Source organism: Acinetobacter sp. 1207_04, from assembly GCF_052850415.1.
The window spans coordinates 1-15,327 of sequence record NZ_VXCQ01000012.1 but is presented as its reverse complement, the minus strand read 5'-3'; the positions used below and the strand labels follow the sequence as shown (position 1 = coordinate 15,327).

At 36.9% G+C, this 15,327-nt stretch carries 14 protein-coding genes; 5 read left to right on the top strand and 9 right to left on the bottom strand.

Annotated features, from left to right (window positions below):
- Positions 1–27 precede the first annotated feature (27 nt).
- The gene (locus FW754_RS11650; protein WP_446324732.1) at positions 28–726 is read left to right on the top strand and encodes an NAD(P)H-dependent oxidoreductase; all 699 of its coding nucleotides are present in this window, start codon (positions 28–30) and stop codon (positions 724–726) included.
- A gap of 11 nt (positions 727–737) precedes the next feature.
- On the opposite strand, the gene FW754_RS11645 is transcribed toward FW754_RS11650, so the two are convergent.
- Complete coding sequence (locus tag FW754_RS11645; RefSeq protein ID WP_409512708.1) at positions 738–1,358, bottom strand: alpha-ketoglutarate-dependent dioxygenase AlkB family protein; 621 nt, start codon at positions 1,356–1,358, stop codon at positions 738–740.
- 144 nt (positions 1,359–1,502) lie between these two features.
- On the opposite strand from FW754_RS11645, the gene FW754_RS11640 reads away from it, so the two are divergent.
- A complete protein-coding gene (locus FW754_RS11640; RefSeq protein ID WP_419349519.1) occupies positions 1,503–3,305 on the top strand; it encodes an ABC transporter ATP-binding protein in 1,803 nt (600 codons plus the stop codon).
- Positions 3,306–3,388: 83 nt separating this feature from the next.
- Here the strand turns inward: FW754_RS11640 and pgsA are convergent, their stop codons facing one another.
- The 5 genes from pgsA to FW754_RS11615 form a co-directional block, all read right to left on the bottom strand.
- A complete protein-coding gene (gene pgsA / locus FW754_RS11635; protein WP_409512717.1) occupies positions 3,389–3,976 on the bottom strand; it encodes a CDP-diacylglycerol--glycerol-3-phosphate 3-phosphatidyltransferase in 588 nt (195 codons plus the stop codon).
- Between the two features lie 121 nt (positions 3,977–4,097).
- Positions 4,098–4,892 carry a thioesterase family protein gene (locus FW754_RS11630; RefSeq protein ID WP_409512710.1) on the bottom strand — a complete coding sequence of 265 codons (795 nt, stop codon included), beginning with the start codon at positions 4,890–4,892 and terminating at the stop codon, positions 4,098–4,100.
- Between the two features lie 116 nt (positions 4,893–5,008).
- Positions 5,009–6,808, bottom strand: coding sequence for an excinuclease ABC subunit UvrC (gene uvrC, locus FW754_RS11625; RefSeq protein ID WP_409512711.1), 1,800 nt, complete (start codon positions 6,806–6,808; stop codon positions 5,009–5,011).
- Between the two features lie 334 nt (positions 6,809–7,142).
- Positions 7,143–7,547, bottom strand: a complete 405-nt coding sequence (locus FW754_RS11620; RefSeq protein ID WP_446324795.1) for a PH domain-containing protein — start codon at positions 7,545–7,547, stop codon at positions 7,143–7,145.
- A gap of 119 nt (positions 7,548–7,666) precedes the next feature.
- On the bottom strand, positions 7,667–8,290 hold the full coding sequence (locus tag FW754_RS11615) for a PH domain-containing protein (protein ID WP_446324731.1): 624 nt from the start codon (positions 8,288–8,290) through the stop codon (positions 7,667–7,669).
- Between the two features lie 366 nt (positions 8,291–8,656).
- Here FW754_RS11615 and fadB point away from each other — a divergent pair, with 366 nt between their 5' ends.
- Positions 8,657–10,810: a fatty acid oxidation complex subunit alpha FadB gene (gene fadB, locus FW754_RS11610; protein ID WP_409512713.1), complete on the top strand. Its 2,154-nt coding sequence runs from the start codon at positions 8,657–8,659 to the stop codon at positions 10,808–10,810.
- A gap of 12 nt (positions 10,811–10,822) precedes the next feature.
- The gene (gene fadA, locus FW754_RS11605; RefSeq protein WP_446324730.1) at positions 10,823–11,995 is read left to right on the top strand and encodes an acetyl-CoA C-acyltransferase FadA; all 1,173 of its coding nucleotides are present in this window, start codon (positions 10,823–10,825) and stop codon (positions 11,993–11,995) included.
- A gap of 52 nt (positions 11,996–12,047) precedes the next feature.
- Here the strand turns inward: fadA and FW754_RS11600 are convergent, their stop codons facing one another.
- Together FW754_RS11600 and FW754_RS11595 are read right to left on the bottom strand one after the other, a co-directional pair.
- The gene (locus tag FW754_RS11600) at positions 12,048–13,490 is read right to left on the bottom strand and encodes a hypothetical protein (RefSeq protein WP_446324729.1); all 1,443 of its coding nucleotides are present in this window, start codon (positions 13,488–13,490) and stop codon (positions 12,048–12,050) included.
- A gap of 227 nt (positions 13,491–13,717) precedes the next feature.
- Positions 13,718–13,945, bottom strand: coding sequence for a hypothetical protein (locus tag FW754_RS11595; protein ID WP_446324728.1), 228 nt, complete (start codon positions 13,943–13,945; stop codon positions 13,718–13,720).
- Positions 13,946–14,213: 268 nt separating this feature from the next.
- Between FW754_RS11595 and FW754_RS11590 the strand changes: the two genes are divergently transcribed.
- Positions 14,214–14,915, top strand: a complete 702-nt coding sequence (locus tag FW754_RS11590) for a hypothetical protein (RefSeq protein ID WP_409512716.1) — start codon at positions 14,214–14,216, stop codon at positions 14,913–14,915.
- A 67-nt stretch (positions 14,916–14,982) separates the two neighbouring features.
- Here the strand turns inward: FW754_RS11590 and FW754_RS11585 are convergent.
- Positions 14,983–15,327 (bottom strand): DUF4256 domain-containing protein (locus tag FW754_RS11585; protein ID WP_446324727.1); only part of this gene is annotated, 345 nt, incomplete at its 5' end.

Here is a 15,327-nt window from a genome sequence, read left to right as displayed (position 1 = left end):
TACTAACAAGGATTGATTGGAACCATTATGAATATTTTGATTGTACATACACATCCTGAACCACTTTCTTTTACAACTGCTTTAAAAGATCAAGCTGTTCGAGTATTAGAACAACAAGGACATCATGTTGAGGTTTCTGATTTATATGCCATGAATTTCAACCCTGTTGCATCACGAGAAGATTTCAAGACCTTAAAAAATGAAGAATATTTAAATTATGCGTTAGAACAACGACATGCTTCTCAACAAAAACTCCTTTCAACTGATATTCAAAGCGAAATTGAAAAAGTTCAAAAAGCCGATTTACTGATTTTAAATTTTCCAATGTATTGGACTTCTATTCCTGCAATTTTAAAAGGTTGGATTGATCGTGTCTTTGTATCAGGCATTTTTTATGGTGGAAAACGCTTTTATAATCATGGTGGAATGGTAGGCAAAAAGGCCATGCTGAGTTTCACATTGGGTGGGCGTGATCATATGTTTGGTGAAAATGCGATTCATGGTTCACTTGAAAATTTATTGTTACCCATCCAACGTGGAACTTTGGCTTATGTCGGCTTTGAGGTTCTACCTCCATTTATTGCCTACCACGTACCTTATATTTCTCAAGAGGCTCGCCAACAAATGCTCCTCAATTATGCGAAACATCTTCAGAGTTTAGATCAGCTAGATGCTTTGGTTTTCCCGAAACTCGAACAATTTGATGAGCGACTTTATCCTCTTTAGGATTCAATACATTACTGATGAAAACATCTAAAGGTCAAATTGATGCGAGGTTCTAAAATTTTGGTCGACTTAGCAAGGGTATGTTTCCAGTACGTCTGAGTCTGCCCTCGCATCACAATCAATTGACCACTTTGTAATAACAAATCGACTTTTTCAGGTTTGGTCTTATGCTTAAAGCTGAATTTCCGTGTTGCACCAAAACTTAAGGATGCTACCACCGTTTCAAGCCCTCTTTCTGTGACCAAAGCAGGTTCATCATCACTGTGCCATCCCATGCCTTGCGTACCATTATCATATAAATTGGCAAGACAAGTATTAAACGAATGTCCGACCAATTGCTCAATATGCTGTTTTAATCGGAACAATCCTGCATTCCATGCATGTGCTTGTTTTGTCATACCTGAATAACGATATTGATAACTTTCATCACCATACCAAGCCACTTTACGTTCCGTTTGATGATGCTGCCCTAAAATAAAAACTTCATCATGCTGCCAAGCCAAATGCTGTAAAAAGTAATGAAGATATTTTTGACTTTGCTCATCATTCAAAATTAAACCATAATCTTTCACAATGCCATCGCAAGGCAATAAATTGTCATTTTGCTCAGGTGCAAACAGCTCGAGATTCATGTTTCACACCTCATATTCATCCGTTCATTTTTAAGTCTACCCGATACGTTCACAATTCAAAACATGACAATATTCAGAATAACTTGTGACAACAATCATTCAGGCATAGACTCAGAACAAGTACCACAATAAAAACAACTTTCTATGAACTTATGGCAACTTTTTCAAAAACTCCGCCCATTTGTCCGACCGTATCGCTGGTTGGTCATCATTACTTTAATCTTGACACTCATTGGTTCTCTTACGGCACAGGTCAATGCGCTCACGCTTAAATATGCAGTTGATAGCATTAATGCATTACTCTTAGATGGCAAAGGTTTAGCTGATGGTTGGCATATTCTGATCACCATTACTGCCGTACTTTTAGGTAAGGAAATTATCAATGCTATTGTGCAATTTGGACAAAAATCTTTTGGTGAAAAACTACGGATTTTAATTTCTCAAGATTTATCGCAAGGTATTATTGAAAAATTTATCACCTATAAATTGGCTTTTTTTGATCAAGAGAATAATCAAGCAGGAAAATTACAAACCCGTATAGACCGTGGGGTTAGCTCACTCACACGCCTTGTACAGATCTTTTTTATTGATATTTTACCACTATTTACCAGTGCTATTATTGCACTTGGACTGATGTATTACGCCAACCTTTGGGTTGGACTTGTTGCCACAATTATTGTACCAATTTATTTTTGGCTTACCTTTAAACAATCACAAAAAGTATCGGGTAAAAGACGGGCTTTACGTGATGATTTTGAGAAAAAAAGTCAGGGCATTATCAGTATTATTAACTCAATTACTGTGATTAAATCTTTTAATAAAGAATCAGTTGAATCAGCCAAACAACTTAACTTACAAAAATCACTGACTGATAATCAGATGCAAACCCGTCAAACCAATTATATTTTTGATGGTTTAAAAACCTTTATTGAGCAAGTAGGAGTTGTGTTCATTATCATTTTAACCGCTTATTTTGTACTGAATGGACAAATGAGTATCGGAATGATCATGTACCATGTTTTATTATTCAATAATGTTTCTGCACCTATTCGCTCACTGCATCGTATTTATGATGAAATTAATTCTGCGATGATTTATTCAGAAAGTTTTTTTAAAATTTTGGAATCCGATGATCAAATCGAAAAAAGTGGTACGCAAAAGCCACAGATTCACGGGCAATTTGAATTAAGCAATGTCGACTTTAGCTATCCCAATGGCTATCAAGCATTGCATCGTATTAACATGACCATTCGACCCAATAAAATTACCGCTTTGGTCGGTTTATCGGGTGCGGGGAAATCGACACTGATTAGCCTGCTTGATAAGTTTTATGCACCTCAGAATGGTCAAATTAAAATTGATGGCATTGATTTAGAACAGGTTGACACTCACTATTTACGTGAAAATATTGGCTTGGTTTTACAAAAAAATCATATTTTTCCTGGTTCAATTTTTGAAAATATTCGTTATGGCAAAAGTACTGCAACGCCTGAAGAAGTCATGGAAGCTGCTAAAAAAGCCTCTATTCATGAACAAATTTTAAAGCTCCCACATGCTTATGAGGCTGATGCACTGTTACTTTCAGGTGGACAGCAACAACGTATTGCGCTTGCCCGTATGTTCCTGAAAAATCCTCCGATTATTTTCTTAGATGAACCGACCGCAAGCTTAGATGCAATTGCCGCTGAACAAATTAAAAATAGTTTGGATGAGATTAAACAAGGACGCACTGTGATTATGATTTCACATAGCCTGTCGCAAATCATTGATGCCGATTACACCTATGTGATGAAAGAAGGACAGATTGTAGAACACGGCGAACATCATGATTTATATCACCAAGATGGAACGTATAAAGAAATTTTTGATGCGATGGCGAAGAGTTTAAATATCGAAAAAATTGCCAAAACTTTTGATGATGATGGCGAAGAAGAAACACATAGTTAGTCTTCAAAAAATTTATTTCCCTATAAAAAAGCTCCGATGAACGGAGCTTTTTTATTAAGCGAATGAGGTATTCAAACAGCCTATTAAGGCTGCTTTAGATATGGCCAAGCCGCTTTTAAGTAAATAAACATCGACCATAAAGTCAAAATAACTGAGGTATATAGCAAGCCATACGCCAATGTTTCAAGCGGTTGCCAATTAAGTAAAAATACCGTGATGGCAATCATTTGAAATGCTGTTTTATATTTACCGACTGTCGACACCGCAACATTAGTACGTGCGCCCAACTCAGCCATCCACTCGCGTAAAGCAGACACGGTTATTTCACGTGAAATAATTACAATCGCAGCAAATGCCATTGCAATACTAGGCTTCCATTGAACCAAGACAATTAAGGCTGCTGCCACCATTAATTTATCGGCAACAGGGTCAAGAAAACGCCCAAATGCTGAAGTTTGATTAAGTGTTCGAGCAAGATAGCCATCAAACCAATCCGTTACAGCTGCAACCACAAAAATACCTGTCAGTACAAGATGGCGAGTCATACCGCCATCATGACCATTTACCCCCACCGCAGGTGGCCAATATGCGATTAATAAAAATACAGGAATTAACGCAATACGAGCAAGCGTCAAAATATTTGGAATATTCAGGATTCGACCTGTGGTCATAGACACCGCCATTTTTCCCCTCATCTGTCCTTAAAATAGACAAAATACGCAGAGATTCACACTCTATTATGTCCGCTACTTTAAACGATTCAGCCAAAACTGTCGACAAGTCAGCAGTGAACTAAGCAAAAACTGTCACTGTCTGCCGAGATATGGCAATTAATCGATTTTGTTCATCCCATAGATGTGCATATTCAGTCGAGTAACCATCTCGGGCATATTCAGTAAATACATTGTATTTAAACCAATCATTTAACTGATTTTCAAGTGGATGAATAAACGTCAGTTGCCATGTGAGTGAACTTGCAGGTGCAGGCTTTTTAAACATCGGTAAAACACCCGGTGGCCACACATCCATCAGCGTTACGACATCTGCAATATGCATCTCACGATTAGGATGTAACTCAGGGTCAAATCGGCACATGCCTGAAAAATCAGGGTCTTTACTACCCGACATTGGATAACTTCCTTCTGTCCAAGCCAATTGAAAGTTTTTCACACACTCAGGAAAAGGTAAATATTTTGGAACAATATTGAGCTGATTAATTTCAGGAAAATGAGGAGTTTGTGGTTCTTGCGAAACTTGAATGTAAGACTCTCGCTGACGACCAAAACTTGCAATTAGAATACTTTGCACTGTTTCATTTTGCCAAAGACGCACTTCAATGGTAGTGACCGATTTTCCTTGTCGTAAAATTTCAGCCGTTAATTTTACTTGGGCATCATCGACAGGGCCGACAAAAGTAACACTACAACTGAGCAATTTTTGGGTTACATCATTGATCGTCGTGAAGGCTTTATAGACCAACATACCTGCAACCAACCCACCAAAAATGGTTCGACCTTGTAGCCAACCTTTTGGAATATCAATATGTTCTTGCTGTTCAATCTGTTGAAATAGTGCTTCCAATGACATGAGTTATCCTAAGTTTTATTCTTTCATTACTGTTTCATATTTTTCAGACATTGAAAATGATCCGTGACCCATGCGTCAATGTTAACTTTGGCAACTGCTACTAATGATAAATCACTCTACTCATGCAAAACTTTATATATAGTTCGTGCCATTACATCTCCCAAACCAGGTACAAGTTTTAAATCATTTTCTGAAGCTTTAAGAACCCCCTGAATCCCACCAAAATGCGTTAACAAATCACGGCGGCGTTTCGGTCCCAAGCCTGGAATTGCTTCTAACACTGATCCACCACGGCGCTTATCACGTTTTGCGCGATGTTTGGTGATGGCAAAACGATGCGCTTCATCACGAACTTGTTGAATCAAATGTAAAGCTTTACTGTCTTCAGGTAATTGAATTTTTGTACCATCGGTAAAATGCAATGTTTCTAAACCTGGTTTACGTCCTTCCCCCTTCGATACACCGACCATAAAGGCATCTAAACCTAAATCTTGCATGACTTGCATTGCCATATGTAGTTGTCCTTTACCACCATCGATCAATAATAAATCAGGTAACATGGCTTTTTTATAACGGCGTGTCAGTGCTTGGCGCATAGCAGCATAATCATCGCCACCCGTAATATCTTCAATCGCAAACTGACGATAATCACGCTTTCTTGCACCACCCGCATCGAATACCACACAAGATGCAATTGTTGCTTCCCCCATCGTATGTGAAATATCAAAACACTCAATACTGTCAATTGGGCGACCACAAACTTGCTCGAGTTGATGAAAGCGTTCATTGAGTTCTAAATGATTTGCCAATTTTCCTTTAATCGCATGTTGCACATTCATTTCAGCCAGTTCGAGCCATTCTGCACGTGTTTCCCGAACATTGTGCTTAATCTGAATTTTCTTTTCAAATTGTTGATATAGAGCTTCTTCGAGTTCTTTTCGATCAATTACATCGACATTGACAATTAATTCAGCTGGCACTTCATCTGCAACTTGGAAATAAAAATTGGCAATAAAATCTGATAGCATTTGCCCTAAATCATCACCTAACATATCAGGAAAATAACTTTTACCACCGAGCATTTTACCGTTACGCACATGCATGATTTGTACGCATGTCACCCCTGCCTGATACGCGATCGCAAGAATATCGGCTTCACCTTTAAGTTTATAAATGGCTTGTTGTGACTGTACATCTCGCAGTAAAGCCATCCGATCACGGTAAAATACTGCTTTTTCAAACTCCAAGTTTTCCGCAGCTTGCTCCATTTTTTGAATCAATTCCTGATTAAGCTCTTTAGTGTCTCCTTTCAAAAACCGAATCGAGTTTTGCACATCTTCGTTATAGGCTTCAGGTGTAATTAATCCTACACAAGGTGCCGTACAGCGTTTAATTTGATATTGCAGACATGGGCGTTTCCGTTGTGAGAAGTAGCTATTTTCACATTGGCGAACATTAAATAATTTTTGCAGAACTAAAAGCGTATCACGGGCATTGTACGCACTAGGATAAGGACCAAAAAACTTACCGACTTGATGTTTTCCCTTACCACGACCTGAAGCAATACGTGGAAAAGGCTTATCTGCTGAAACAAAGATATAGACGTAAGATTTATCATCACGCAACATAATGTTATATGGCGGACGATGTAGTTTAATCAGATTTTGTTCAAGCAGTAAGGCTTCAGTTTCTGAACGTACTACCAAACTTTCAATATCGTAAATCCGAGCCACTAAAGCCTGTGTTTTTGGATGTTCAATGGTTTTAACAAAGTAACTCGACACACGATTTTTTAGATTTTTAGCTTTCCCCACATAGAGAAGCTCGCCATCCTTTCCAAGCATCTTATAGACACCGGGAAGCGAGGTCATATTGGCTAAAATTTTTTCAATATTTTCACGTGCGTTTTCGTTCACTGTCTGCTTTTTAAACTTTGGAATATATAAGGATAATGTCGTTTGATCATCCTTTTTTCAAGTCCAAGAAAGTATATTTTAATATTCCAAAACTATAATGATGGTGTATTAAGTTTTTCAATGGCTGATTTACAGCTTTATAAACGACCCCATTCATCAAATCACAGCTTAATTCTGTTGTCTTAGTAATTTTACACTCACTCCTTGAGTGATAAAGTTCCCAATAGTCTTGTCCATCTATAGTCAATTAAGTATTCGGGAAAGTCGTCAAATTGTTATATAGAATCTAAATGACCTTACTCACTTTAAGCTATGTTCATAATCATTTCTTCATTCAAGATGATAAAGCCTGACGAAAAGCATCGATCTTTTTCGGTGAAATAAAAATCACTTGCTTCTGCCCATCTTTTAAATATTCAATACGTAACCGCTGAAGTGACAATGCAGGTGATACATTCAAATGATCGGTAGCGCTGATTTTTTGAATACTCGCTAGTGGAATATGCCATTTAAAAAATAAGCTACGAACCATCAAGACATCTTTATTTAGAGAATAACGCGTTGTAAAAATTGGCGACCAAAGTAATACTATTGTGAGGATATACACGATTGTATGTTCAGGATATTCAACCATTGTGCCTTTGGCATACATCGTAAATAAAAGTTGCAGTAACAAACCTGACATTGAAATGATAAAGCCCAAAACCCACCAATCTATTTTACTTCGAAATATTTGCATCAGTTTCAAACTCATATCTATATCAAGATATTCTACCCAAATCCCTTAACTTTTACATGGTTTTTATTTCAGCAATAAAAAACGCCTTTTCAAGCGTTTTATTGCTAAAAAATATAATATTAATTTTTTAAATAGCGTTCAAAAATTTCAGAAAAATCATAATTTTCAATTTGTTTGATTCGTTGATTTGAATATTCTTCAACTTGTTGTGCAGTTTGATTAATAATTTCAGGTAAATTTAAAATGGCTTGCTCACTTAACTCTCTTAAATTAAACATTTTTTGTACATTATCAGTACTTTGAAGCAAAATATTACGTTGACGATTAATTTCTTTACAAGTTTCACCAATCGTAAATAAAGCTTTATAAAGATCACGAATTTTTTCAATTTGATTCTTATGAATATCTATTGAAAATGTTTGCTCTCCTAACTGAAATTTGATTTCAGCATCCAAATCTACCGTACCTGCTGTTTCAAGTAACACATTTTTAATCGGATTGTGTTTATATAAATAGCGGTACAACATGCGTTTTTTGCTCATCGCACTTTTACCATCAAGGTGCATAAACGCGACATTGGTAAAGCAGTATTCGTCTGTTTTACTTTTAATCACAAAGAAGATTTTTTCGTTATCTTCATGAAAAATATAATCATCAATATCCGTCTTATTAAAGTCTTGTGGTTCAATAATGGTTCCAATATCGCTTGTACCCATCATTTCAGATGCTAAATTTTTAAACATTGTGTCTTTTCCCGACATTTATACATAATGTAATGGAGTAAGCTAAAAAGATAATTCAAAAAACTCAAGGCATAAATTGTTTTATGTGTATTTATCAAATACCAAAAAATTTTCTTATATGACCATAGCCTGACATAAATCTAAATTTCATCACAAATCTGTAAGAAAACTCGTGATCAAACACCGGTGATATACAAGGCTGAAACAAAAAAATTAATGACCCCTGCGTCACGGCTTGATACAACTTGTTATGTTCTTTTTAGATATAGTTATCGTAAGATTAGTGAAGCAGAAAAATGTGTGCAGGAATAGTACACACGCTTCAGAACATCAACTTAGAAGTCCTCCAAAAAAGGAGATCAGGGCATGATCCACGCTGGCAATGCCATTACCGTCCAAATGCTTTCGGACGGAATTGCAGAATTTCGCTTTGACTTACAAGGTGAGTCGGTTAACAAATTTAACCGTGCAACACTTGAAGATTTTAAAGCCGCTATTGCAGCTGTTAAAGCTGACAGTTCAATCCAAGGTTTAATTGTTACCTCTGGAAAATCTACATTTATCGTTGGCGCAGACATCACTGAATTTGGTGAAAACTTCAAACAAGGCGAAGCTGCGATTGTGGAATGGGCTATGCCTGTTCACGATATTTTCAATTCTTTTGAAGATTTAGAGATTCCTAAAGTTGCGGCAATCAATGGTATTGCATTGGGCGGCGGTTTTGAAATGTGCTTAGTGTGTGACTACCGTGTCATGTCTGAAGCTTCTACGGTTGGTTTACCTGAAGTTAAACTTGGTATCATCCCAGGTTTCGGCGGTACAGTTCGTCTAAGCCGTGTGATCGGTATCGATAATGCCGTTGAATGGATTGCCACTTCTGCAAACAAACGCCCAGATGCCGCACTTAAAGATGGTGCTGTAGATGCGGTTGTTGCTGCAGACAAATTACAAGATGCTGCTATTGATCTTGTGAAGCAAGCTATCTCTGGTCGTTTAAACTGGAAAGCAAAACGTCAAGAAAAATTAGAGCCTGTTAAACTCGACATGCTTGAACAAATGATGGCGTTTAACTCATCTAAAGGTGTGGTTCTTGCGAAAGCAAACCCTGCCCAGTATCCTGCTCCGAAACTTCTTCTTGATTCACTTCAAGCAGGTGTAAGCCAAGGTCGTGATGCTGCATTAAAAGTTGAAGCTGAAGCATTTGCTAAAGCAGCAATTACGCCTCAAGCTGGTGCATTGATTGGTTTATTCATCAATGACCAAGTTGTGAAAAAAGCATCTAAGAAACATGAGAAAGGTGCTCACCCTGTAAACCAAGCAGCTGTTTTAGGTGCGGGTATCATGGGTGGTGGTATTGCTTACCAAGCGGCAAGCAAAGGTACACCAATCATCATGAAAGATATTGGTAATCCACAACTTGCTTTGGGTATGAAAGAAGCGAATGGCTTGTTAACTAAACAAGTTGAACGCAAAAAAATGACTCCTGCGAAAATGGGTGAAACCCTTGCTCGCATCCGTCCAACTTTAAGCTATGACGAATTCAAAGAAGTCGACATTGTGATTGAAGCTGTGACGGAAAATCCAAAAATCAAAGCAGCTGTTCTTGCAGATACAGAGAAAAATGTTCGTGAAAACACGATCATTGCATCAAATACATCTACAATTTCAATCACACGTTTAGCTGAAAGCTTACAGCGTCCTGAAAACTTTGTGGGTATGCACTTCTTTAACCCAGTTCACATGATGCCTTTAGTAGAAGTGATCCGTGGTGCGAAAACGTCTGAAGAAGCAATTGCTACAACTGTTGTGTTAGCTCAGAAAATGGGTAAAACCCCAATCGTTGTAAATGATTGCCCAGGTTTCCTTGTGAACCGCGTATTGTTCCCTTACTTCGGTGCATTTGACCTATTACTTAAAGACGGTGCTGACTTCCAGCAAGTTGATAAGGTGATGGAAAAATTCGGCTGGCCAATGGGTCCTGCATACCTGATTGATGTTGTTGGTATAGACACAGGTGTACATGGCGCAGAAGTCATGGCGGAAGGTTTCCCAGATCGTATGAAGCCAAATTACAAAGGCGCGATTGAAATCATGTATGAAAACAAACGTCTTGGTCAGAAAAATGACGTTGGTTTCTACAAGTACGAATTAGACCGTAAAGGCAAGAAAGCGAAGGTTGTTGATACGACTGCCTATGAGCTTGTTGCAACAATGGCAACAACGGAGAAGCATGAGTTTGATGCTCAGGAAATCATTGACCGTATGATGCTTGCATTCTGTAACGAAACAGTTCGTTGCTTGGAAGACAAGATTGTCGAAACTGCTTCTGAAGCAGACATGGCAATGATCATGGGTGTTGGTTTCCCTCCATTCCGTGGTGGTCCTGCGCGTTATATCGACCAAACGGGTGTTGCTGAGTATGTTGCACTTTGCGACAAGTATGCACACTTAGGTAAAGCTTATGAAGCGCCACAAATGTTGCGTGATATGGCTGCTAACAACAAAAAATTCTACGGTTAAGGAGCAACGTGAATGGCTAATTTGAATCCACGTGACGTTGTCATCGTTGATGGCGTACGTTCTGCAATGGGTAAAACCAAAAACGGTATGTTCCGCAATGTACGTGCTGACAGCTTATCTGCTGAGTTAGTTCGTGCTTTAGTTGCTCGTAACCAGTTTGATGTAAACGAAGTTGAAGATGTCATCTGGGGTTGTGTAAACCAGACTCTAGAACAAGGGATGAATATTGCTCGTAACATCGTGTTATTGGCAGATCTTCCTAAGACTGTTGGCGGTCAAACCGTGAACCGTCTTTGTGGTTCTTCTATGCAGTCAATCCACACTGCTGCGGCTCAAATTGCAACAAACCAAGGTGATGTTTTCATCATCGGTGGTGTAGAGCACATGGGTCACGTAGGGATGATGCACGGCATCGACTTGAACCCTGAAGCATCTAAGCACTATGCAAAAGCGTCTAACATGATGGGCTTAACGGCTGAAATGTTAGGTCGTATGAATGGCATTACTCGTGAAGAACAAGATGCGTTTGGTGTTGAATCTCACCGTCGTGCTTGGGCTGCAACACTTGAAGGTCGTTTCAAAAATGAAATTGTGGGTGTTGAAGGTCATGATGCAAATGGCTTTAAACAACTTTGCGACATCGATGAAGTCATCCGTCAAGATGCAAATATTGAAGCATTCCGTGCTTTACGTCCTGTGTTTGACCCTAAAGGCGGTTCTGTAACTGCTGCGACCTCTTCTGCATTGTCTGATGGTGCATCTGCAATGTTGTTGATGTCTGTTGAACGTGCTCAAGCGCTTGGTCTTAAGCCTCGTGCTGTGATTCGCTCTATGGCGATTGCAGGTTGTGATGCTGCGATCATGGGTTATGGTCCTGTTCCTGCAACTCAAAAAGCACTTAAACGTGCTGGTTTGAGCATGGATGATATCCAAACAATTGAGTTAAATGAAGCATTTGCTGCTCAAGGTCTGTCTGTAATGAAAGGCTTAGGTATTTACGATAAGCAAGACAAGATCAACTTGAATGGTGGTGCAATTGCATTGGGTCACCCATTGGGTTGTTCTGGTGCGCGTATTACGACGACATTGCTTAACGTAATGGAGCAACAAGATACTCAAATCGGTCTTGCGACCATGTGTATCGGTCTTGGTCAAGGGATCGCGACTATCATCGAACGTGTTTAATGCTTAATTAAATACTAAGATAAAAAGAACCCCGCTTATTGCGGGGTTTTTATCATTTTAAAGTTTTTAATTCATTTTTTGCATCTTGGTAATTAAAAGCAGTTGACTTCATGTGATCAACATAGAATTGTAAAAATTCAACTTTATTCTCTTTCAATGCAACAACACAACGATTGGTAATAGATGAATCTTCTGCCATTTCTATAGTATCGGATAGATCACTCATAAGAGCCATTGTTGTATAAAAATCTGAATCACTCAAAAATTTAGAATCCTTTAATTTAAGCAAGGAAGTTTTATATCCATATTTATCATCACAATGCTTTTCATAATTTCTAATTAGTCTATGATAATCAAATTTTGATAATATCCGAGTATCTGCTTGAATATGCTCACATCCTTTCATCATCTTTTCAAATTTTGGCTGATACCACGTCTTATCATTTTTTAGAAAGATGTTTAAAGATGAATCTGCAACCAAGGTAGTAGCATTACAAGTTGTTTCATCTACTTCAATAAGCGATGATCTTTCAATCCATATTTTCACATTTTGAAGATCATTCACTTTAAAAAATGCAAAAGTAAGTAAATCACCGACCCACCAAGGTCGAATTACCTCATCAAAATCTGCATCAGTATCATAATCATTATGAAATTGATTAGCCAATTGCTTGTTATTATAAAATCGGCTGAACTTTGCAGCAGTACTCTTAATCAAATCCACATTACCATTCTGTATTGCTGTTATTAGCTCATACTCTTCATTAGAATAACTAAGTTGTGTTAAGCGGACAGGAATAATAAACCTTACATCTTCATTAAATTTTTTATAATTCTCATTTTTATAAATATGATCATAAATTCTTTTAAATCTTATATTGGCATCGAAAATTTTACGATTTTCTCTAGGCGTATAATTTAAATTATATTTAAAAAAGCGCATTAAAGTTGATAAAGCGATTGAAGCATTTGCCTTATCATTTGGGTCTTGATCAAATTCTGTCAGAAATTTTTGCTCATAAGTATTCATTTTTTGAATATCGAGTGCTGATAACTCCTGATTGTCATATAGACTCCTTAATGAAGTGTAAATTAATAAGTCTAAGTAGATGAAGGCCTCACTCGAATGACCTTCCCTTAATTTTTTTTCATTCTTAGCAATTTCGATTTGATTACTTACCAGTGTCCTTTGACATTGATCACTCAAATCTAAACTTGGATAATCGCTAATATCTATAATATCAAATGGATAATAAATAACTGCATTCTTATCTTTTAATAAATTTTGTTGAGATTTATTCAAATCTTGATATTGAGTTAACTGTTCAGGATTTTTACAAAATTTCTGAATTGATGAAGTCATCTCATTGATATTAGTTAATAAAAATTCATTTTGATTTGCTAACACATGACTACATACAAAAATTGTACTACTCAAAATTATTTTTTTTAGCTTAACCATATTTTCTCTTATTTTTAAATCAATATTCAGCATGCTTTTGCTTAGCTGTAAGATGATTAAATGTGAACTTTTTCGTGACAATCTATAAACTAGCATAGATGAAATCACTATAAAGTGAAACTCAAAACGACTATAAAACGCTAGGATAAATACTACACTCATAGTGTTAAGATATTTTTATTCATTCCAATTCTAAACATAGAAAAAGCCGATCTGATGATTGGCTTTTTAATTTTTCGGTAAAGCACTGTTTGTAGCACCTAGTTAGCAATTTTACCAAACAATTGCCTCATCGTAATGGCATCGATATTAATTTTAAAAGAACTATTTTTATTAATCGTATTGGTTGCCGAACTACGATCTATGCCTAAAGGTGCAAGTATGATAAAAATACTCGATATTAGGTCAGATGACTGCAAACCCGAAACTACAGATAACACATAAGCTTTCAAAGCCACGCTATTTCTAAATTTATTCAACCCGCTCATATCAATCACAGTCGGGGGAATATAATTTATAGTCTAATCAATCAGCGATGGAATATATTAGTTTTAAATATTTTGCTCATTTTTTATGATGTGATGTTACAAAGCTTTATACTTGTCTTGAAATAATATCATTATAAACTCTACATATTTAATCTTAAAAAAACTCGTATTTTCTCCAATTATTCATTATTGTTTAATGATATTTATAAATTTATAGTTATATCAATAATTGATATGCTTAAAATCATCCTTGAGGAATAACAAATATATGTCACTTTCAAAGTCTTCTCTAACATTTGCATGCGGAATATCAGCCATTCTACTTTCAGGCTGTGCAACCTCGACACTAATCAAAAAAGACAGCAATAAAACCTATACGCGCACCAACAAAGTGACTTTAATAGAAGACCAAGTAGTAGCATTTGGACAGCCCGCAAAACCTTTACCTAACGTACCCACCCACAGCCTAGTCATCGCTGGACAACAGAAAAGTTATGTACTCACGCAAGGTGGACCTCAATTTGTCAGTTTAATTGGCAAGCTTGATCCAAAAAATATTCAGATCACACGAGAACTGAGTTTCTATTCAGAAAAAAATGATGGAAATTTTACAGGGACTTTGCCCCTTGCCTATGTAAAACTCAAAGAAGATATTAGTAAAAAAGATTTAGAGTTTTTTATTGAAAATGGCGCAAAGGAATGCTCAAATTCAAGCGATGAACGCATGTTAGCACAACGCTTCTGCTTTGAAATCAAACTCGCTGGTGTTGTTTATCCTGCAGCTAATAACTTAGCTTCGTTAAAAGCATTAAGTAAACCCTACCAAGTTAGCATTTACACTCATCAAGAAGAAAGCTACCAATCCAAATCAGGAATGAATCCATTTGAAAAATTGGTTCTATTACCTTTTGCAGTAGCAATTGATGTAGTGAGCTTACCATTCCAAGCTGCTGAAAAGATTTTTGACTAATTTTAAGCAGATTATTTAATCTGCTTTTATATACGTATTTAAAATATCTAGCCAAAATAATTTAAAGCTAAATTCTTAACAATGCTCTAAATCCACGCGAAGAATAATAAGACTGAGCGCCATTATGATAAATAAAAACTCTGCCATAACGATAGTCGCAAAATAAAGCACCGCCCTTTTGCCTAATTTCATTTGGAGTATAAACCCAACTCGAAGTTTTCAAGTCAAATGAAAATACTGTCTGTAATTTCTGATATTGCTCTTCATTTAATAACTCAAGACTCATTATATTGACCATATCCAATACAAAGTTAAGGGGTAAATGATTTTTACGTAAAAGTAATCCGTCACGATCATAACAAAGGCTTCTACGTCCTTTTGGTGATTCAATAGAACAATCATAAAATATATT

What these genes read in the sequence shown, in the direction of transcription:
- FW754_RS11650 (WP_446324732.1), top strand. Translation starts at nt 28, where the DNA reads ATGAATATTTTGATTGTACATACACATCCTGAACCACTTTCTTTTACA.
- FW754_RS11645 (WP_409512708.1), bottom strand. Translation starts at nt 1,358, where the DNA reads ATGAATCTCGAGCTGTTTGCACCTGAGCAAAATGACAATTTATTGCCT.
- FW754_RS11640 (WP_419349519.1), top strand. Translation starts at nt 1,503, where the DNA reads ATGAACTTATGGCAACTTTTTCAAAAACTCCGCCCATTTGTCCGACCG.
- pgsA (WP_409512717.1), bottom strand. Translation starts at nt 3,976, where the DNA reads ATGACCACAGGTCGAATCCTGAATATTCCAAATATTTTGACGCTTGCT.
- FW754_RS11630 (WP_409512710.1), bottom strand. Translation starts at nt 4,892, where the DNA reads ATGTCATTGGAAGCACTATTTCAACAGATTGAACAGCAAGAACATATT.
- FW754_RS11620 (WP_446324795.1), bottom strand. Translation starts at nt 7,547, where the DNA reads ATGCAAATATTTCGAAGTAAAATAGATTGGTGGGTTTTGGGCTTTATC.
- FW754_RS11615 (WP_446324731.1), bottom strand. Translation starts at nt 8,290, where the DNA reads ATGTTTAAAAATTTAGCATCTGAAATGATGGGTACAAGCGATATTGGA.
- fadB (WP_409512713.1), top strand. Translation starts at nt 8,657, where the DNA reads ATGATCCACGCTGGCAATGCCATTACCGTCCAAATGCTTTCGGACGGA.
- fadA (WP_446324730.1), top strand. Translation starts at nt 10,823, where the DNA reads ATGGCTAATTTGAATCCACGTGACGTTGTCATCGTTGATGGCGTACGT.
- FW754_RS11600 (WP_446324729.1), bottom strand. Translation starts at nt 13,490, where the DNA reads ATGCTGAATATTGATTTAAAAATAAGAGAAAATATGGTTAAGCTAAAA.
- FW754_RS11595 (WP_446324728.1), bottom strand. Translation starts at nt 13,945, where the DNA reads ATGAGCGGGTTGAATAAATTTAGAAATAGCGTGGCTTTGAAAGCTTAT.
- FW754_RS11590 (WP_409512716.1), top strand. Translation starts at nt 14,214, where the DNA reads ATGTCACTTTCAAAGTCTTCTCTAACATTTGCATGCGGAATATCAGCC.